The organism is Cyanobium sp. ATX 6A2 (genome assembly GCF_024346355.1).
In the GTDB taxonomy this organism is placed as follows: domain Bacteria; phylum Cyanobacteriota; class Cyanobacteriia; order PCC-6307; family Cyanobiaceae; genus NIES-981.
In genome coordinates this window covers 75,117-92,680 of sequence record NZ_JAGQCU010000008.1, presented here as the reverse complement: position 1 = coordinate 92,680, position 17,564 = coordinate 75,117, and the positions used below count along the sequence as shown (strand labels likewise).

At 73.0% G+C, this 17,564-nt stretch carries 15 protein-coding genes; 7 read left to right on the top strand and 8 right to left on the bottom strand.

What is annotated here, in order from left to right; all coding sequences use genetic code 11:
• Positions 1-95: 95 nt before the first annotated feature.
• The 6 genes from KBY96_RS09245 to kdsB all read left to right on the top strand — a co-directional run bounded on the left by KBY96_RS09245 (position 96) and on the right by kdsB (position 6,929).
• Complete coding sequence (locus KBY96_RS09245; protein ID WP_254979069.1) at positions 96-539, top strand: hypothetical protein; 444 nt, start codon at positions 96-98, stop codon at positions 537-539.
• A 78-nt stretch (positions 540-617) separates the two neighbouring features.
• Positions 618-1,337: a heme oxygenase (biliverdin-producing) gene (locus KBY96_RS09240; protein ID WP_254979068.1), complete on the top strand. Its 720-nt coding sequence runs from the start codon at positions 618-620 to the stop codon at positions 1,335-1,337.
• 47 nt (positions 1,338-1,384) lie between these two features.
• Positions 1,385-2,458 (top strand): glycosyltransferase, encoded by a 1,074-nt coding sequence (locus KBY96_RS09235; protein ID WP_254979067.1) that lies wholly within the window; start codon positions 1,385-1,387, stop codon positions 2,456-2,458.
• A 10-nt stretch (positions 2,459-2,468) separates the two neighbouring features.
• Positions 2,469-4,889, top strand: coding sequence for a UvrD-helicase domain-containing protein (locus KBY96_RS09230; RefSeq protein ID WP_254979066.1), 2,421 nt, complete (start codon positions 2,469-2,471; stop codon positions 4,887-4,889).
• 16 nt (positions 4,890-4,905) lie between these two features.
• Positions 4,906-6,132 carry a CCA tRNA nucleotidyltransferase gene (locus KBY96_RS09225; RefSeq protein ID WP_254979065.1) on the top strand — a complete coding sequence of 409 codons (1,227 nt, stop codon included), beginning with the start codon at positions 4,906-4,908 and terminating at the stop codon, positions 6,130-6,132.
• On the top strand, positions 6,132-6,929 hold the full coding sequence (gene kdsB / locus KBY96_RS09220) for a 3-deoxy-manno-octulosonate cytidylyltransferase (RefSeq protein ID WP_254979064.1): 798 nt from the start codon (positions 6,132-6,134) through the stop codon (positions 6,927-6,929). Before KBY96_RS09225 ends, kdsB begins: the two co-directional genes overlap by 1 nt.
• A gap of 6 nt (positions 6,930-6,935) precedes the next feature.
• Here kdsB and KBY96_RS09215 read toward each other — a convergent pair whose 3' ends face one another.
• From KBY96_RS09215 to KBY96_RS09180, 8 genes are read right to left on the bottom strand one after another with little or no spacing between them, the layout of a single operon-like run.
• Positions 6,936-7,505 carry an HAD family hydrolase gene (locus KBY96_RS09215; RefSeq protein ID WP_254979063.1) on the bottom strand — a complete coding sequence of 190 codons (570 nt, stop codon included), beginning with the start codon at positions 7,503-7,505 and terminating at the stop codon, positions 6,936-6,938.
• Positions 7,506-7,528: 23 nt separating this feature from the next.
• Complete coding sequence (gene kdsA, locus KBY96_RS09210; RefSeq protein WP_254979062.1) at positions 7,529-8,350, bottom strand: 3-deoxy-8-phosphooctulonate synthase; 822 nt, start codon at positions 8,348-8,350, stop codon at positions 7,529-7,531.
• Positions 8,347-9,393, bottom strand: a complete 1,047-nt coding sequence (locus tag KBY96_RS09205; RefSeq protein ID WP_254979061.1) for an SIS domain-containing protein — start codon at positions 9,391-9,393, stop codon at positions 8,347-8,349. The genes kdsA and KBY96_RS09205 overlap by 4 nt, the downstream gene beginning before the upstream one ends.
• Before the next feature lie 28 nt (positions 9,394-9,421).
• Positions 9,422-11,617 carry a selenide, water dikinase SelD gene (selD, locus tag KBY96_RS09200; RefSeq protein WP_254979060.1) on the bottom strand — a complete coding sequence of 732 codons (2,196 nt, stop codon included), beginning with the start codon at positions 11,615-11,617 and terminating at the stop codon, positions 9,422-9,424.
• 41 nt (positions 11,618-11,658) lie between these two features.
• Complete coding sequence (locus KBY96_RS09195) at positions 11,659-12,582, bottom strand: pentapeptide repeat-containing protein (protein ID WP_254979059.1); 924 nt, start codon at positions 12,580-12,582, stop codon at positions 11,659-11,661.
• Entirely contained in the window at positions 12,579-14,474 is a 1,896-nt protein-coding gene (locus KBY96_RS09190) for a DUF3488 and transglutaminase-like domain-containing protein (protein WP_254979058.1), read from the bottom strand. Before KBY96_RS09190 ends, KBY96_RS09195 begins: the two co-directional genes overlap by 4 nt.
• Before the next feature lie 23 nt (positions 14,475-14,497).
• On the bottom strand, positions 14,498-15,499 hold the full coding sequence (locus tag KBY96_RS09185; protein ID WP_254979057.1) for a hypothetical protein: 1,002 nt from the start codon (positions 15,497-15,499) through the stop codon (positions 14,498-14,500).
• Positions 15,486-16,379: a MoxR family ATPase gene (locus KBY96_RS09180; protein WP_254979056.1), complete on the bottom strand. Its 894-nt coding sequence runs from the start codon at positions 16,377-16,379 to the stop codon at positions 15,486-15,488. Before KBY96_RS09180 ends, KBY96_RS09185 begins: the two co-directional genes overlap by 14 nt.
• Before the next feature lie 63 nt (positions 16,380-16,442).
• Here KBY96_RS09180 and KBY96_RS09175 point away from each other — a divergent pair, with 63 nt between their 5' ends.
• Entirely contained in the window at positions 16,443-17,561 is a 1,119-nt protein-coding gene (locus KBY96_RS09175) for a histidinol-phosphate transaminase (protein ID WP_254979055.1), read from the top strand.
• Positions 17,562-17,564: the final 3 nt, after the last annotated feature.

Below are 17,564 nucleotides of genomic sequence, written 5' to 3'. Positions count from 1 at the left end.
AAACCCAGCTGGTACTGCTCAGCACCAACCGGTTGTGCGCGTCGACGCACACAACCCCCCACCCGAGCCCAACCACTCTCGCCATCCGATCCGGCATGAATGCCGCCGACCAGGCCCGCAATCTGGAACTGGCCCAGGCAATCGCCTCGGTGGCGGCCCTGTTCCGCCGCCAGTTTCCCGATGCCCGGGCCAACCTCACCCCTTGGCGCGACGACCCCCACACCCGCGCCTGGGCTGAGCGGGAGAGCCTCGACCTCTCCTTTCACTTCCCCGGCTGGAACCCCCGTAACCAGTGCCGCTCGATGCTGGTGCAGCTGCGCCTGGAGCGCCCGCCGGAGGGGGCGGCCCGGCCGCGGCTGATCGGCGTGCTGATCCGCGGTCTCACCTATGAGTCGGAGCGCTGGCGGCTGGCCACGATGGGCGACTGGCAGCCCTCCGGCAGTCACCTGCCCCAGCCGGCGGTGGCGGGCAAGCTGCAGCAGCTGTGCCGCGACCTGTTCGAGCTGTTCCGCGACGCCGGCAACGCCGCCGCGGCGTAACCCTTCGCAACCTGAACGGGACCTGTGCCGGAGCCCGCGCCTAACTTGGCTCCCTGCCTGCCACGAATCCCATATCCCATGGCCGTTGCCCTCGCCTCCCAGCTGCGTGAAGGGACCAAGAAGTCGCACACCATGGCCGAGAACACCGGCTTCGTGAGCTGCTTCCTCAAGGGCGTGGTGGACAAGGCCAGCTACCGCACCCTGGTAGCCGACCTCTACTTCGTGTATTCGGCGATGGAGGAGGAGATCGGCAAGCTGCGCGCGCAGGGCCATCCGGTGGTGGCGCCGGTGGGCTCCCCCGAGCTCAACCGCCGTGAAGCTCTCGAGCTCGACCTCGCCTACTACTTCGGCGCCAACTGGCGCAGCACCATCGAGGCCACACCCGCCGCCAAGGAGTACGTGGCCCGCATTCATCAGCTGGGGGCCGAAAGCCCCGAGCTCCTGGTGGGCCATCACTACACCCGCTACATCGGCGATCTCTCCGGCGGCCAGATCCTCAAGGCCATCGCCCAGAAGGCCATGAACCTGGGCGAGCACGACGGTCTGCGCTTCTACGAGTTCGACGCCATCCCCGACGAGAAGGCGTTCAAGACCGCCTACCGCGCCACCCTCGACAGCCTGCCGATCGATCAGGCCACCGCCGATCGCATCGTGGCGGAGGCCAACCACGCCTTCCACCTCAACATGAAGATGTTTCAGGAGCTGGAAGGCAACCTGGTGGCCGCCATCGGCAAGGTGCTGTTCGGCTTCCTCACCCGCCGCCAGCGCAGCGGCAGCACCGAGGCCATCGCCGCCTGAGCCTCGCCCGGGCTGCGGCAAAGTCGGCTCGCCCGGCCGCCCCGCCCTTGCGTTCTCTCCGCTTTCTGGTGCCCGGCACCAGCGGCCGCCTGCGCAGCGGCGGCCTGCTGGTGGAGCTGCAGACCGCCCGCCTGCTGCGGGAGTTTGTGCCCACCGAGGTGGTGACCTACCGGCGGCGGGAGCGGGAGCGGCCGTTTCTGGCCGACCTGCTGCGTGCCGAACCGCTCAGCGGCCCGGCTGCCCGCCAGGTGCTGTGGATCGTGAACTGGGGGTTCGAGGTGCCGCGCCAGCTGCGCGCTCTGCGCGGCCGGCCGGTGGCCTATCACGCCCACAGCAGCGGCTACGGCTTCCGCCTGCCCCCGGGCGTGCCGGTGCTGGCAGCCAGCCGCAACACCCTCGGCTACTGGGGCCAGTGGGCCAGCCGCAACCCCCTGTTCCTGGTGCCCAACGCGCTCGAGCCGATGTGGCATCAGCGCGGCGATCGGCCGCTCAACCTCGGCGCTCAGTCGGGCCCCGGCTCTCGCCCGATCGATGTGCTGGTGCAGCGGCGCAAGAGCAGTGCCTACCTGCTGGAGTGCCTGGTGCCGGCCCTGCGCGCCCGCGGCCTGGCGGTGACGGTGCAGGACGGCTGGGTGGATGACCTGGTGGACCTGTTCAACAGCGCCACGGTGGTGCTCTACGACTCCGCCGACCACTGGCGCGTCAGCAGCGTGAGCGAGGGCTTCGGGCTGCCGCCGCTCGAGGCCCTGGCCTGTGGCTGCGTGGTGTTCAGCAGCTTCAACCACGCCCTGGCCGACAGCCTCGATCCCGGCGGCATGGCCCACCAGCTCGGTGCCGGCACCCTGGCGGTCGACGTGGAGCGCATCGGCGCAGCCGTGGCCGATCCGGGGGGCTGGCGGCCGTCAGCGCGGCGGTTGGAGGCCCTGCTCCACGAACACAGCGAGCCGCGCCTGCGGGACAGCTGGTGCCAGGCCCTGGAGGCCATCAATGCCCACTTCGATCGCCTCGAGGCCGGCGAGCCGCCGCTGCGGGCGCCGCCGTTGGTGGCCCTGCGCTGGCGCCGCTGGCGCGGCCGCCTCAGCCGCCTGCTTGCCGCTGGCGCACCGCGGCGCGGTGCCTAGGGTTGCCGTGATGAGTGCCTTTCTCAGCGGCCTGAACGACGCCCAGCGCCGGGCGGTGGACCACCACAGCGGCCCGCTGCTGGTGGTGGCCGGCGCCGGCAGCGGCAAGACCCGTGCCCTCACCCACCGCATCGCCCACCTGGTGGGCCACCACGGCGTGGATCCAGCCGAGCTGTTGGCCGTGACCTTCACCAACAAGGCCGCCCGGGAGATGAAGGAGCGGCTGGAGCTGCTGCTGGCCCAGAAGCTCGCCCAGAGCCAGTTCGGCCAGCCCTGGAGCACCCTGCCGCCCGTGGAGCAGCGCCAGCTGCGCGGTCGCATCTACCGGGAGGTGATCAAGGACCTCTGGATCGGCACCTTCCACGCCCTGTTCGCGCGGCTGCTGCGCTTCGACATCGACAAGTACCGGGATCCCGAAGGGCTCACCTGGACGCGCCAGTTTTCGATCTACGACGAGGGCGACGCCCAGAGCCTGGTGAAGGAGATCGTGACCCAGGAGCTGGGGCTCGATCCCAAGCGCTTCGAGCCCAAGAAGGTGCGCTGGGCGATCAGCAACGCCAAGAACCAGGGCTGGCTGCCCGAGCAGCTGGAGGCCGATGCCGGTGGCCAGCGGGGCAAGCTGATGGCGGAAACCTACCGCCGCTACCGGCGCGCCCTGGCCGCCAACAACGCGCTCGATTTCGACGATCTGCTGCTGTTGCCGGTGCAGCTGCTGCGTCAGAACGAGCAGATCAGGGGCTACTGGCACCGCCGCTTCCGCCACGTGCTGGTGGATGAATACCAGGACACCAACCGCACCCAGTACGACCTGATCAAGCTGCTGGTCACCGATGGCCGCGACCCGGACAGCTTCGACAGCTGGGATGGCCGCTCGGTGTTCGTGGTCGGCGACGCCGACCAGAGCATCTACAGCTTCCGGGCCGCCGATTTCACGATCCTGATGGGGTTCCAGGACGACTTCGGCGACGGCGCCCCCGACGACGCCACCCGCACGATGGTGAAGCTGGAGGAGAACTACCGCTCCACCGCCACGATCCTGGAGGCGGCCAACGCCCTGATCGCCCACAACAGCGAGCGCATCGACAAGGTGCTGCGGCCCACCCGCGGTGCGGGGGAGCCGATCACCCTCACCCGCTGTGACGACGAGATCGCCGAGGCCGAAGCGGTGGTGCAGCGCATGCGCATGCTCTGCGCCGCCCACGACGAGCTGCGCTGGGGCGACATGGCCGTGCTCTATCGCACCAACGCCCAGTCGCGGGCCATGGAGGAGTCGCTGGTGCGCTGGGGCATCCCCTACATCGTGGTGGGCGGCCTGCGCTTCTACGACCGGCGCGAGGTGAAGGACATGCTCTCCTACCTCAAGCTGCTGGTGAATCCGGCCGACACCGTGAGCCTGCTGCGGGTGCTGAACGTGCCCCGCCGCGGCATCGGCAAGACCACCATCGAGCGCCTCACCGACGCCGCGGGCCAGCTCGGCATCCCCCTCTGGGATGTGGTGAGCGACGCCGAGGCGGTGCGCTCCCTGGGCGGGCGCTCGGCGAAGGGTCTGCTGCAGTTCTGCGCGTTGATCAACGCCCTGCAGCGCGCCGCCCAGGACGTGCCGCCCTCGACGCTGCTGCAGCAGGTGATGGAGCAGAGCGGCTACCTGGCCGAGCTGATCGCCGCCGGCACCGACGAGGCCGAAGACCGCCGCCGCAACCTCAACGAGCTGGTGAACGCCGCCCTGCAGTACCAGGAGGAGAACGAGGAGGGCTCCCTGGAGGATTTCCTGGCCTCGGCGGCCCTGGCCAGTGACGCCGACAGCAAGGACACCGAGCAGGACCGGGTGACGCTGATGACCCTGCATGCCAGCAAGGGGCTGGAGTTTCCGGTGGTGTTTCTGGTGGGGATGGAGCAGGGGCTGTTCCCCAGCTTCCGTTCCCTCGACGACCCCTCGTCGCTGGAGGAGGAGCGGCGCCTCTGCTATGTGGGCATCACCCGGGCCAAGGAGCGCCTGTTCCTCTCCCACGCCAGCGAGCGGCGGCTCTGGGGCGGCATGCGCGAGCCGGCCGTGCCCTCGGTGTTCCTGGCGGAGCTGCCCGAGGAGCACGTGCAGGGGGATGTGCCCCGCAGCGGCGGGGCGGCGATCCGCCGCGAGCAGCGGCTCGATCGCCTCACCCGCGTCGACCGCGACGACAGCCGCCGGGTGGCCGGCGGCGGCGGGGCCGGGGTGCCGGCCAACGCCGTGCGGAGGCGCACGGCCGCAGCGGTGCCTGGCAAGGCCTGGGCGGTGGGCGATCGCCTGCGCCATGCCGCCTTCGGCGAGGGCCACGTGACCCACCTGTTCGGCAGCGGCGAGAAGATCTCGCTGGCCGTGAAGTTCGAGGGCATGGGTCCGAAGATCCTCGATCCGCGCCTGGCGCCGATCGAGCCCCTGGCCGGCTCGTCCTGAGCCCGGCGGTGCAGGTTTGAGCTCGGTGCTGGACATCCCCGGCATTCCCGCGGCCCTGCCGCCGCTGCTGCTGGCTCTGGCGCGCGAGCAGCGGGTGGCCCTGGTGGGGGGCGCCGTGCGCGATCTGCTGCTGCACCGGGTGCACAACGACCCCTGGCGCGGCCTGCCCGATCTCGACCTCGTGGTGGAGGGCCGCGCCGGCGACTTCGTGCGCCGCCTGGAACGGGCCCTGCCCCCCGGCAGCCTGCGCGCCGTGCTCGAGCACGGCGCCTACGGCACGGTGGAGCTGGAGCTGGTCATCGATGGTGCGCCGGTGCTGCTCGATGTGGCCTCGGCCCGGCGCGAGACCTATCCGGTGCCGGGGGAGAACCCGCGCGTGAGTCTCGGTGCCCTGGCCGACGACCTGGCCCGGCGCGACTTCAGCATCAACGCCATGGCCCTCGATCTGGCCAGCGGCCGCCTGCTGGATCCCCACGGCGGCCAGGTCGATCTGCAGCATCGCCGGCTGCGCTGGCTGCACGCCACCAGCGTGGCCGACGACCCCACCCGGCTGGTGCGCGGCGCCCGCTATGCCGCCCGCCTGGGCTTTGAACTCGATCCCGCCAGCCGCGAGCAGGTGCGCGCCACCCTGGCGGCCTGGCCCTGGGCCTGGGCGCCAGGCGCTCCCCCCGGCCAGGCGCCGGCGGCCCTGGGCACGCGCCTGCGCATGGAACTGGAGTTGCTGCTCAAGCGCGAGCCCTGGCGGCCGGCCCTGGGGGCCCTGCAGCGGTGGGGGGGGTTGGTGTTGCTCGATTCGGCGCTGCAGGCCGACCGGCGCTGGCAACAGCGGCTCTGGTGGGCGTGCCGTTTCCAGTTGCCATTGCTGCCGGCCCTGGTGGCAGGCGCCGCCGATCCCATGGCCCTGGCCGAGCGCCTGCAGCTGCCCCACCGCCAGCACCGCCTGCTGGCCCAGTGGCTCTTGTTATGTCGGCGGCTGGCCGCGGCGGCCCCGGCGCCGGGTGATGCCGCCGCCTGGTGCGAACTGCTCGAGGCTCCAAGCCAGTCTGTCGAGGCCGTGACCCTGGCCGTGGTGGCCGGCGGGGGGCCTCGCCGCCCGCTGCTGCGCTGGTTGCTGCGCTGGCGCCAGCTCAAGGCTCCGCTCAGCGCCGCCGAGCTGATCGCCGCCGGCTGGCGGCCAGGGCCGGAGCTGGGGGCTGAACTGCGCCGCCTACGCTCGCAGCGCCTGGCCCAGGAACGCTGCTGATGGTCGAGCAGACCGCCAACGCTTCCGAAAGCGCTCCTGTGGTGGTGGCGGTGCCGGCGCGGCTGGCCTCCTCGCGGCTTCCGGGCAAGGTGATGGCCGACATCGGCGGCAGGCCGATGCTGCAGCATGTGCTGGAGCGCTGTAGCCGGGCTCGGGGCGTGGCGGCGGTGTTTGCCTGCACGGACAGCCCCGATGTGGTGCGGGCCTGCGATCACTGGGGCTTCAACGCCCTGCTCACACCCGAGAGCTGCAGCAGCGGCAGTGAGCGGTTGGCGGCGGTGGCGGCGGAGCTGGTGGCGGCCGGTGGCGCCGCACCCCAGGACACGCTGGTGATCAATGTGCAGGGCGATCAGCCCCTGCTCGATCCGGCGATCATCGAGGCGATGGCCGCGGAGTTTGGCCGCCGTCGTCGGCCGCCGGTGCTCACCCCGGTGTACCGGCTCGCCGGCGAGACGATCCACGACCCCAATGTGGTGAAGGTGCTGCGCGCCGGTGACGGCCGGGCGATCACCTTCTCCCGCACCGCCCTGCCCCACGTGCGCGACCTTCCCCCGGAGCAGTGGCACCGGCGTACCCCCTACTGGGGCCATGTGGGCCTCTACGGCTACCGGGGCGACGTGCTGGCCGGCTGGGGCCAGCTGCCCCACTCGCCCTTGGAGGAGCTGGAGAAGCTGGAGCAGCTGCGGCTGATCGAGGCCGGCATCCCGATCGCCACCTTCTCCGTGTCGGCCGACTGCCTCTCCGTGGACACCGCCGAGCAGCTGGAGCAGGTTCGCCGGCTGGTGGAGACGCTCTGACAGCCCTCAGCCGTTGCCCTCGCGCCAGCCGTGACGCTGCAGTGCCTTCAGGGCACCGCGCTGCTGCAGCAGCGCCTCCGCCAGTTCCCGCAGGGCGCCGTTGCCGCCGCGCCGGCGCAGCACCCAGTGGGCCCGCTGGCGCAGGCCGTTGGCCCCATCGGCCGGGCTGATCAGCAGGGCCACCCGCGGGCGCACGGTGAGGTCGTTGAGGTCGTCGCCGATGAAGGCGGTGTGGGCTGGTGCCACCGCCAGCTCGGCCTGCAGCTGCTCCAGGCCGGCGGCCTTGTCGCCCACCCCCACCCGGCAGTGTTCGATGCCCAGGTGGCGCGCCCGCTGCTCGATGGCCCCGCTGCGTCCACCGCTCAGCAGCGCCACCTCGATGCCGGAGCGCTGCAGCATGCGCACCGCCAGGCCGTCGCGCACATCGAAGCGCTTCACCACCCGGCCGCTCTCGTCGTAGTGCAGGCCGCCGTCGGTGAGCACGCCGTCCACATCGCACACCAGCAGCCGCACCGCCGCCAGCCGGCGGCCCAGCAGCAGCCGCTGCAGGCGGGAACGCAGACCCAGGCCGGTCACCGCGGCAGCTTCCCGTGAGTCATCTACAGCGTGCTCACGGCGCCGCCGCCGGCCACCACCTGACGCAGCTCCATCAGTTGGCCCAGCAGGGCCTCCAGCCGGTGCAGCGGCACCATGTTGGGCCCGTCGCTGAGGGCCTGCTCCGGATCGGGGTGCACCTCCATGAACAGCCCGTCCACGCCCACGGCCACCGCCGCCCGCGCCAGCGGCGCCACGAACTCCCGCTGCCCCCCGGAGCTGGTGCCGCGGCCGCCGGGCTGTTGCACGGCATGGGTGGCATCGAAGATCACCGGGCAGCCGGTGGCCTGCAACTGGGGCAGGCTGCGGTAGTCCACCACCAGGGTGTTGTAGCCGAAACTGCTGCCGCGCTCGGTGAGCCAGAGGCGGCCGCTGGCCGCATCCAGACCGCTCTCGGCCAGTTTGGCCACCACCTGGGCCATGTCCCAAGGGGCCAGGAACTGGCCCTTCTTCACATTCACGCACTTCTCCGTGCCGGCCACGGCCCGGGCGGCCGCCTCCAGCAGGTCGGTCTGGCGGCAGAGAAAGGCGGGGATCTGCAGCACGTCCACCGCCTCGGCGGCGCTGGCGGCCTGGTGGCTCTCGTGGATGTCGGTGAGCACCGGCACGCCGATGAGCTCGCGCACCTCCGCCAGAATCGCCAGCCCCTCCTCGGGGCCGGGCCCGCGGAACGACAGGCCGGAGCTGCGGTTGGCCTTGTCGAAGCTGGCCTTGAACACGTAAGCGATGCCCAGCCGCCGGCAGAGCTCGCTCACCTGCTCGGCGATGGTCAGCACCAGATCGCGGTTCTCGATCACACAGGGGCCGGCGATCAGGCGGAAACTCATGGGGTTTGGGCGGTGCTGAAGCCAGCCTGCACCAGATCATGCAGCCGCAGCAGGCCCACCAGCTGGGCGGGGTGGTCGGGGTGGACCACCGGCAGCACCGAGATCGCCTGGCGGCGGTTGTGCTCCATCAGCTCGAGGGCCTCAGCGGCGAGCACCTCCGGCGTCACGGTGATCGGGTCGCGGGTGGCCATGGCGGCGGCCGTCACCTGGTCCCACTCGGCGGCCCGGTGGCGCTGCAGGGCGCGGCGCAGGTCGCCATCGGTGATCAGTCCGGCCAGGTGAGCCGGCTGCCCCTCGCCATGCACCCAGGTGGCGCCGAGGCTGCCGCGCTTGGGACTGCCCCGGGTGAGCTCGGCGATCACATCCGGCAGGGGGGCGTCGGGGGCCAGGGGGGTGAGCTCGTGGGCCGGCACCATCAGATCCGCCACGGTGAGGGTGAGGCGGCGACCCAGGGCGCCGGCCGGGTGGTTGATGGCGAAGTCCACCGGCGAGATGCCGGCCCGTTCCATCCACACCGCCGCCAGAGCATCGCCGACTGCCATCGCCACCGCTGTGCTGGCGGTGGGGGCCAGGTTGAGAGGGCACACCTCCCGGTCCACCGAGGCGTCTAGCACCACATTGCAGCCGCGGGCCAGGCTCGAGCCCAGCTGCCCCACCAGGGCGATGCGGTGGGTGCCGCGGCGGATCAGGTGGGGCAGGATTGCCAGTAGCTCTGCGGTTTCTCCGCTGTTGGAGAGCAGCAGGGTGACGTCGTCAACGGCGACGATCCCAAGGTCGCCGTGCAAGGCATCCAGTGGATTGAGAAAAACTGCGGTCAGGCCGATGGACGAGAAAGTGGCCGCGATCTTCCGGGCGACGATGCCGCTCTTGCCTACCCCAGTCACCACCAGCTTGCCGCGGCGTGCACGGCAGCTCTCCAAGTGAGTTAGGGCTATTTCCACCTGATCGGGATCGAGGCGAGAGGCGGTAGCGGCGATCGCAGCAGCCTCTTCCACTAAGCAACGGGTGAGGGCGGACAATCGCAACGGAGAGGTTTGCCTCATTCTCACAGCCTGGGCGAAGAACTGGCACTCATCCCCGGCTGCGCACCTGGCCGATCACCCGCGCTGCGCCGAATCCCCGCTGCTTCAGGCCCTCCAGGGCGGCCTGAGCGGCGCCGGCCGGCAGGGCCGCCAGCAGGGGTCCGCAGGTCTGGGGATCGATCCACAGTGCCTGGCGGGCGGCCTCCACCGCTGCCGACGCTGCGACACCGGCCGGGCCGCAGAGCCGCACCGGCCCCTGCAGCAGGTTCAGGGCGGCGGCGTTGGCGGGGGCCAGGCTGCTGGCGTAGCCCCGTTCCAGCAGCTCCAGGGCGCCGGGCAGGGCCGGCACCGCCCCCGCATCCAGGTGCACCTCCAGCTCCGGCGGGCTGGCGGCGAGCATCTCCCCCAGGTGGCCCAGCAGCCCGAAGCCGGTGATGTCGGTGCAGGTGCGGCAGCCCAGCTCCCGCAGCGGCGCCACCAGCTCCGCCTGGCTCTGCTGCATCTGCGCGAGGGCCTGGTCGATCCAGGCGGCCGGCGCCGCCCCGGCCATGGCGGCGGCGAACAGCACGCCGCTGCCCAGGGGCCGGGTGAGCAGCAGCACCTGGCCCGGTTGCAGCGGACCCTTGGCCCAGTGCTGCTCCGGACCCACCTCGCCGTTCACGCTCAGGCCCAGGGCCAGGCCGGCGCCGTCGCGGCCCTCGAGGGTGTGGCCGCCGAGCAGGTCTGCCCCGAGGGGCTCCAGCACCGAGACGATGCCCGCCAGGGTCTGGGCCAGCCACTCCTGCTGCAGCCGCGGCGCCGCCTGCGGCAGGGTCACCAGGGCCTGGGCGGTGGTGACGCGCGCCCCGCAGGCCCAGAGGTCGCTGCAGGCGTGCAGGGTGGTGAGGCGGGCGTTGAGCCAGGGATCGCCCACCAGGGCCGGAAAGCCATCGACGCTCTGCAGCAGCAGCGCCCCGCTCCCCTGCCGGCCGATCACGGCGGCGTCCTCGGCCTGGCCCTGCAGGCCCGCCTGCCGCAGGCCGGCCGCCAGGGTGGGGGCCGGCAGCTTGGCGGCGCAGCCGCGGCAGGCCATGGCGCCCCCGTCCTTGCCTGGTGCGTTGTCTGATCTCGCCATCGCCCCCAGCGCCGTGAAGCGGTCCATGAACCCCTGGTCGATGCGGTTCTTCCAGCGCCAGAGCAGCCGGCTCGGCCCGATGGCCAGTGCACCCCAGAGGGCGATCGCCCGGGGCTGCGCCGGCCGGCTGCCGTCGGCGAGCAGCTGCAGGGCCCGGCCCTGGGGGCGCCAGCGCCGCAGCCCGCTGGGTTCGGCGGCCAGCGGGGTGCTCAGGCAGCACTCCAGGTTGGCCGCCAGGGTGGGCGCGGCCCGCACCGCCCACACCCCCGAGGCCGGCCGGGGGTCGGCGGCGATCAGGCCGCAGTCGCCGCTGGCGAACAGGCGCGGCTGACCCAGCACCTGCAGGCTGGGCTCGGTGAGCACCCGGCCACTGCCCGGCTCCGTGGGCAGGCCCGCCGCTGCCAGCCACAGCGGGGCGCCGCTGCCCGTGCAGGCCAGCGATGCCGGCTCCGCAGCTTCCACCTGGCGCCGCACCGCGATGCCGGCCTCAGCCAGCAGCCGCTTGCCCAGCCGGTTGGCCGCTGGTGATCCCAGATGCAGCTCCTGGCCGCGCAGCAGCAGCGCCGGCCGCCAGCCGCGCCCCCGCAGCGCCAGGGCCACCTCCACGGCCGCCGCGCCGCCGCCGCGAATGGGCAGATCCAGGCCCTGGTCCAGGCCCTGGTTCTGGGAGTGGTTGGCTTCGGCGAGGCTGGCCTCGGCCCAGGCGAGAAAGGGCTCCAGGGGCTTCACGGCCATGGCCCCGGGGCCTGGGGTGGCGGTCACGGAGCCCACGTCCAGGCTCAGCCAGTCCCAGTGCAGGGGCGGTCGCCCCGCGAGCACCAGCGTCTGGCCAGCCGGATCCAGGCCGGTGATCTCCGCGGCGATGAAGACCACCCCCGCCAGCTGGCACAGGCGCCGCAGGTCGATGGCACAGGTGTCGCGGTCGTAGAGGCCGGCCAGCAGGCCGGGCACCATGCCGGAGTACAGCGCGGTGCTGGTCCGGCTCACCAGGGTGATCGCGGCGCTGTCCAGGGCCACGAATCCCGATCCGCTCCGGCGCTGAGCGGCCATGGCCCAGCGCAGCAGCACCAGGGCGTGGGTGTGGCCGCCGCCGGCGAGAACCAGATGTCCCTCAGGCCGTGGACTGTGCACGGAGCGCTGACTGTGCACGGGGCGTGAAGGGCCGGAGGCCTTCAGAAGGGCAGCGGCATGAAGGCCTTGGCGGCGATGGGTGCCAGGAACTGCAGGGCCCCCAGAGCCCCGCTCACGGCCATCATGCCGACGCCGTTGCCACCACCGCCCGGCTGCCGCGGTGTGTCCTTCACCTGCAGGGCCGCCTGGCGCAGCTGTTCAGCCTGCTCCCCCTCGCCGGCGGCCTCATAGAGGCTGGCGGCGTAGGCGAAGTCGTTGGAGGCCTCCTCCCGCTTGCCCAGCTGGCTGCGGGTGATGGCCCGCGCCAGCCAGCTCACGCCGGCGGCGGGTTCGCGGCGGATGGCGGCGCTGAAGAACTGTTCGGCTTCCGGATAGCGGCCTTTCTGGGCTGCCTCCACACCGGCGTTGTGGAGTTCCCCAAAGCTCAGCAGTCCCTGGTCGATGCCCCGTGCCCCCTGCCAGTGGGCCCGGCTGAGGGCCCCGGGGCTGAGCAGGGCGCCGCTGAGGTCCGCCTGGCGCAGGTCGGTGCCCTCCAGGCGGGCGCCGCGCAGGTCGGCGCCGCGCAGTGAGGCGCCCATCAGGCTGGTGAAGCTGAGGTCAGCCCCGCTCAGGCGGGCGCCATCGAGCCGCGCCTGGCCCAGGTTGGCCCTTTGCAGGCGGGCGGCGCTGAGGTCGGCATCGGCCAGCTGGGCATGCACCAGGTCGGCACCGGCCAGATCACAGCCCTGGCAGCGGCGCTGTTCCAGCAGCTGGATCAGGGCTTCGGTGCCAGCGGCCGGGGTCGTCTCCGCAGGCGCGCGCAGCTGGGCACGGGCAGACGGCCCGCCGGCGAGCAGCCCCGCCGTGCCGAGACCGGCGGCCGTGACGAGGGAGATGGCCGCTGACAGCACCGCACTGACGGCGCTGGAGCTTCTGACGCTGGCGCGGCGGCTGGTGGCCAGGATGGGCCGGCGACGTGGGGTCATGGCCCGGATCCACTTGCCTGCCTTATAGCGCTGCTGCGGGCCTGCTTCAGCTGGCGCAGGGATCTTCTCCATCTGGTTGTCGCCTGCTGCGCTGCCCGGTGGCGGCCGTGTGGCCCCGCGTAGCGACGCTGGGCATGGCTGCTGGCCAGCTCGCTGAGCGGCGCGGCCAGGCTCGGGTAGGCCTGACCTGCGCGCCGGCAGAGGGCCTCCAGGGTTTCGCCCGGCTCCGGTTCGAGCCGGAGGCTGCGCAGCAGGGCCAGCAGGTTGGCCAGGTCGCGGGCGGTGCGATCCCGGCGCGGCCGCGAACGGCGCAGCTGCCAGGGCACCAGGGCAGCGACCAGGCCCAGGACCACGCCGATCAGGATCACCAGGCCCAGAGCCCAGCGCCGGCCGCCCAGCAGCCAGGCGAGCAGCGCCTCCTGGCGGCTGCTGTCGAAGCCCAGCCACCAGCGGCTCCAGGCCATGTCCAGCCCCCACCACTGGCGCTGCAGCCAGCGCCAGCCGCCCTGGGCCTGGGGCGTGTCGGCCCGCTCCGCCGCCGCCGCCGGGCCCTCCCCCGCGGCCGCCGTGGCCCAGCCGCTGGGGTCGACCCGCAGCCAGCCCCGGTCAGGCAGCCACACCTCGCTCCAGGCGTGGGCATCGCTCTGGCGCAGCTCCAGGTAGCTGGCGCCGCCCACTGGCACCACCCAGTTGCCGCCCAGATAGCCGCTCACGGTGCGGCTGGGCACTCCCGCGGCCCGCATCAGGGCGCTGAAGGCGCTGGCGTAGTGGCCGCAGAAGCCCACCCGGCTCTCGAACAGAAACACATCCAGCCCGTTGCGCTCCGGCAGTGCCCCGGGGCGTCTGTCGTAACGGAAGCCGCCGGCCTGGAACCAGGCCTGGGCCGCCGCCACCCGGGCCGCCGGATCCGGCAGCTGGCCCCAGCGCCGCCCCAGGGTCAGCAGCCTCGGATTGGTGCCCGCCGGCAGCGTCAGGACCTCAGGGGAGGGTGGCCGCCGCTGCCAGGGCAGGGGCGCCGCTGTCGGCCGCAGCCGGTAGCTGCGGCGCTCGATCGGTGGCCGCAGCAGACGCAGCTCCCCGTCCGGCTTCAGCCGCAGGCTGGGGTCGGCGCTGCCGCCGCGTCCATCCCAGGGCACGGCGGTGAAGCGGCTGGGCTCCGCCAGCCACACCTGGTCGCGATTCTCGGCCGCCTCCGGAGTGCTGCCAAGGCCAGTGTCAGCCTCGGTTGCACCGGGCTCCCGTCGGAGCAGCTCCTCGTCCTCGTCGTCCCGCTGCCAGCGGCGGCCGTCGAAGCGCTCATGCACCAGCACCCGCCAGTAGCGCTGCTCCGCTGGCGGCGGCCGGTCGTCGCCGAAGGCCACCCGCGCCGCCGCTCTGTCGTCGTCCACCAGGGTGGCGATGCTGCCCGGGTCCAGGTCGGCGCTCAGGCCCGTCACCGCCCGCCCCGTGGGTCCGGCGGGCATGGCCGTGAGGGGCTCCAGACGCGGCACCAGCAGAAACAGCACCAGGGCCATCGGCAGCGCCGCCGCCAGCACCTGCAGGCTCTGGCGCAACAAGCGCCGCCAGGGGGTGGCCAGCCCGCTCTCCAGCTGCAGCAGACCCGCCAGGCTGAGCACGGCGGCCAGCAGCTGCACCAGGCTGGGGAGCAGGTCGGGCAGCTGGGCCGCCTGCAGCCCGCACACCAGCAGCTGCAGCAGGGACACCAGCCGCCGGCCGCCGCGGTCGCGGGCCTCCACCAGCTTCAGGGCCGCCAGCAGCAGCAGCGCCAGGGTGAGCACCCCCAGCAGCCAGGTGGGATCGAGACCCACGCTGCCCGCCGCCAGCGCGGCCATGGCCATCCACTGCAGCTGCCGCGGGGGCAGAGAGGACTCGGCGGGGGGGCGGCGAAACATGGACACAGGTGGGCCTCAGACCCTCATCCGGGGATGCTGGGGAGGGTTCTGGGAGGAGCCGTGGCCAGGGCCAGCAGGCAGCGGTTGCGGTGCTGCCGCCCCTCGCCGGGGGGTACGCGCTGGTGCGTCAGCACCAGGCCGTAGGCCTCGCCACGGCGGCTGCGCAGCCAGACCTCGGCGGCCAGATGCTGCAGCGCCCGCTCCGGCTCCACCCCCGCCGCCGGCATCAGCAGCGGCGGCTCGCCGACGGGGTCAAGAAACACCTTGCTGAGCCTGCCGCGGCCCTGGGCCAGGGCCTTCCAGGCCACCCGCGCCTGGCTCTCCTGGGGCCGATGGGGGCGCAGGTCGTGCCAGTGCTCGCTGCCCTCGCTCCAGGCACCGGCCTCGGCGGTCCCGGCGGCCGTGCCGGTGGGTGCGGCCCGGCCCACCGGTCCCGGCCGGCGGGCGGGGATCACGGCCTGGCGGGCGGCGGGGGCCCAGCGGCTCCAGCACACGAACAGGCCCAGGGGCGCGGTGGTGCTGATCAGCAGCAGGCCGGGGGCCCGCAGGCCGCGCTGATCGCAGCGCCAGGGGAGCTCGATGCTGCTCGTGCCCGCCGGGATGCGCCGCGGCGGGGCGGAGCGGACAGCGGCCGGCTGGCCGGCCAGGCGCAGGCGGATGGCGTTGCGGGCGTGGCGGCTGCGGGCCAGCAGCGGGTAGGTGAGGGGTTCGCCGGCGAAGCCCGGCTCGCTCCTGGCGCACTCCAGTTCCAGGCCCTGCAGGTTGCAGTGGGTGAGATGCAGGGCCAGGAGCTGCAGGGTGAGCATCAGGAAGCTGAGCAGCAGCGGGCCGTTGCGCTGGGTCTGGATCCCCACCAGCTGCAGCAGCAGGGCGCCCCCCAGCCAGAGCAGGCCGAAGCTGGTGGGCAGGATGTAGAGGTTGCGCAGCCGCAGCTGCAGCCGCTCGCCTTGCTGCACCCGCCCGAAGCGACCCGGCCAGCCGAAGCCAGTGCCGCCGCTGCCGTCGCCGCCTTCAGCGGATCGCATCCACCGTCTCCAGCAGGGCGCGGCTGAGCTGGCCGCCGCCGGCGGGATCGAGCCGGTGCTCGGCCACGGCGCTGAACACCGCCTGCACGTCGGCGGGGGTGACGAAGTCGCGACCCTCCAGCAGCGACCAGGCCCGGGCCGCGGCCAGCAGCCCCTGGGAGGCCCGCGGGGAGAGCGGCGCTCCCGGACGGTCGGGGGCCCGGCTGGCGGCCACCAGATCGAGCAGGTAGTCGATCAGGGCCGGGCTGCAGTGCTGCTGCCGGCAACGGCGCCGCAGGCTGAGCAGATCCTCCGGTTGGCCCGCCGCCACCATGGCCCCCAGGTCGAGGGCCTGGCCGCTGAGCAGGGCCCGCTCGGCGTCGCGCTCCGGAAACCCGAGGCAGAGGCGCATCAGGAAACGGTCGAGCTGCGACTCCGGCAGGGGTGAGGTGCCCACCTGGTCGAGGCTGTTCTGGGTGGCGATCACCATGAACGGCACGGGCAACTCGTGGCTGATGCCGTCCACACTCACCCTGCCCGTGGCCATCGCCTCCAGCAGGGCGCTCTGGGTGCGGGGGCTGGCGCGGTTGATCTCGTCGGCGAGCAGCACCTGGCTGAACAGGGGGCCGCTCTGGAAGCGGAAGTGGCCGCTGGCGGGATCGAGCACGTTGATGCCGGTGAGATCGGCAGGCAGCAGGTCGCTGGTGAAGCTCACCCGCTTGAAGGCCAGGCCGTAGCTGCGGGCCAGGGCCTCCGCCAGGGTGGTCTTGCCGGTGCCGGGCAGATCTTCCATCAGCAGGTGGCCGCCGGCCAGCAGACAGGCCAGGGCCAGCCGCACCGGATGCTCCTTGCCCAGCAGCACCCGGCCGATGCCGGCCAGCAGATCGTTCCAGGCAGCCAAGACCCTCCGCCGGCATCCCCTGATTCTGGCGCCACGGTCGGTGGCGGGCCGTAGCGTTCGCCTATGGGCAACGGGCAGGCGAGCGAGCGCCATGGCGGCAACCTGGCGGCCGCCGCCCGGCGGCTTGGCCGCTCCCCAGGCTCCCTGCTCGATGCCAGCGCCTCACTGGTGCCCTTCGCTCCGCCTGTGGCGGCGCGTCTGGCACTGCTGCGGGCCTCGCTGGGAGCGGCGCCGCGGGTGTACCCCGACCGCGGCTGGCAGCGCCTGCGGGCGTTGCTGGGCCGCGAGCACGGCCTGCCGGCCGACTGGGTGCTGCCGGGCAACGGCGCCGCCGAGCTGTTCACCTGGGCGGCCCGGGACGCCGCCGCCCTAGGGGAGAGCCTGCTGCCCACCCCTGGCTTTGCCGACTATCAGCGGGCCCTGGCCTGCTGGGGCGGAATCTCCCGACCCCTGCCCCTGCCGCTGCGCTGGGACGCCGCCTTCCCCCAGCCCTTTCCCACCGGCGAGGCCAGCGCCCCGGCCAGCGCCTCTGCCAGCCCCCCGGTGCTCTGGCTCACCAACCCCCACAACCCCACCGGCCAGCTCTGGAGCCGTGCCTCCCTGGAGCCGCTGCTGGACCGCCACCCCATGGTGATCTGCGATGAGGCCTTTCTGCCCCTGGTGCGGGGCGGGGAGGCCCAGTCGCTGATTCCCCTGCTGCCGCGCCATCCCAACCTCGTGGTGGTGCGCAGCCTCACCAAGCTGTTGTCGCTGGCGGGCCTGCGGCTGGGCTATGCCCTGGGCGCTCCCCAGCGGCTGGAGCGCTGGGCGGCCTGGCGGGATCCCTGGCCCGTCAACGGCCTGGCCCTGGCAGTGGGGGAGACCCTGCTGGAGCGACCGCTCTGGCTGCCGCGCTGGACGGCGCGGGTGCAGCGCTGGACGGCTCTGGAGGGTCCCTGGCTGGCCAGGCGGCTGCAGCGCTGGCCGCAACTCATGCCCCTGCCCTCGGCCGCCAACTTCCTGCTGGTGCGTGGCGATGGCTCCCTGGAGGGCTTGCGTGCCGGTCTGGAGGAGCGCCACGGCATCCTGCTGCGTGATTGCCGCTCATTCGCGGGCCTTGGCGAGCGATGGCTGCGCATCGGCCTGCAGCAGCGCCGCGGCCACCGCCGCCTGCTGCGGGCCCTGGAACGGGAGCTGGGCTGAGGG

Coding starts and splice junctions, on each gene's coding strand:
- KBY96_RS09230 (WP_254979066.1), top strand. CDS start 2,469: ATGAGTGCCTTTCTCAGCGGCCTGAACGACGCCCAGCGCCGGGCGGTG.
- kdsB (WP_254979064.1), top strand. CDS start 6,132: ATGGTCGAGCAGACCGCCAACGCTTCCGAAAGCGCTCCTGTGGTGGTG.
- KBY96_RS09240 (WP_254979068.1), top strand. CDS start 618: ATGGCCGTTGCCCTCGCCTCCCAGCTGCGTGAAGGGACCAAGAAGTCG.
- KBY96_RS09175 (WP_254979055.1), top strand. CDS start 16,443: ATGGGCAACGGGCAGGCGAGCGAGCGCCATGGCGGCAACCTGGCGGCC.
- KBY96_RS09245 (WP_254979069.1), top strand. CDS start 96: ATGAATGCCGCCGACCAGGCCCGCAATCTGGAACTGGCCCAGGCAATC.
- KBY96_RS09195 (WP_254979059.1), bottom strand. CDS start 12,582: ATGACCCCACGTCGCCGGCCCATCCTGGCCACCAGCCGCCGCGCCAGC.
- kdsA (WP_254979062.1), bottom strand. CDS start 8,350: ATGAGTTTCCGCCTGATCGCCGGCCCCTGTGTGATCGAGAACCGCGAT.
- KBY96_RS09185 (WP_254979057.1), bottom strand. CDS start 15,499: ATGCGATCCGCTGAAGGCGGCGACGGCAGCGGCGGCACTGGCTTCGGC.
- KBY96_RS09190 (WP_254979058.1), bottom strand. CDS start 14,474: ATGTTTCGCCGCCCCCCCGCCGAGTCCTCTCTGCCCCCGCGGCAGCTG.
- KBY96_RS09205 (WP_254979061.1), bottom strand. CDS start 9,393: ATGAGGCAAACCTCTCCGTTGCGATTGTCCGCCCTCACCCGTTGCTTA.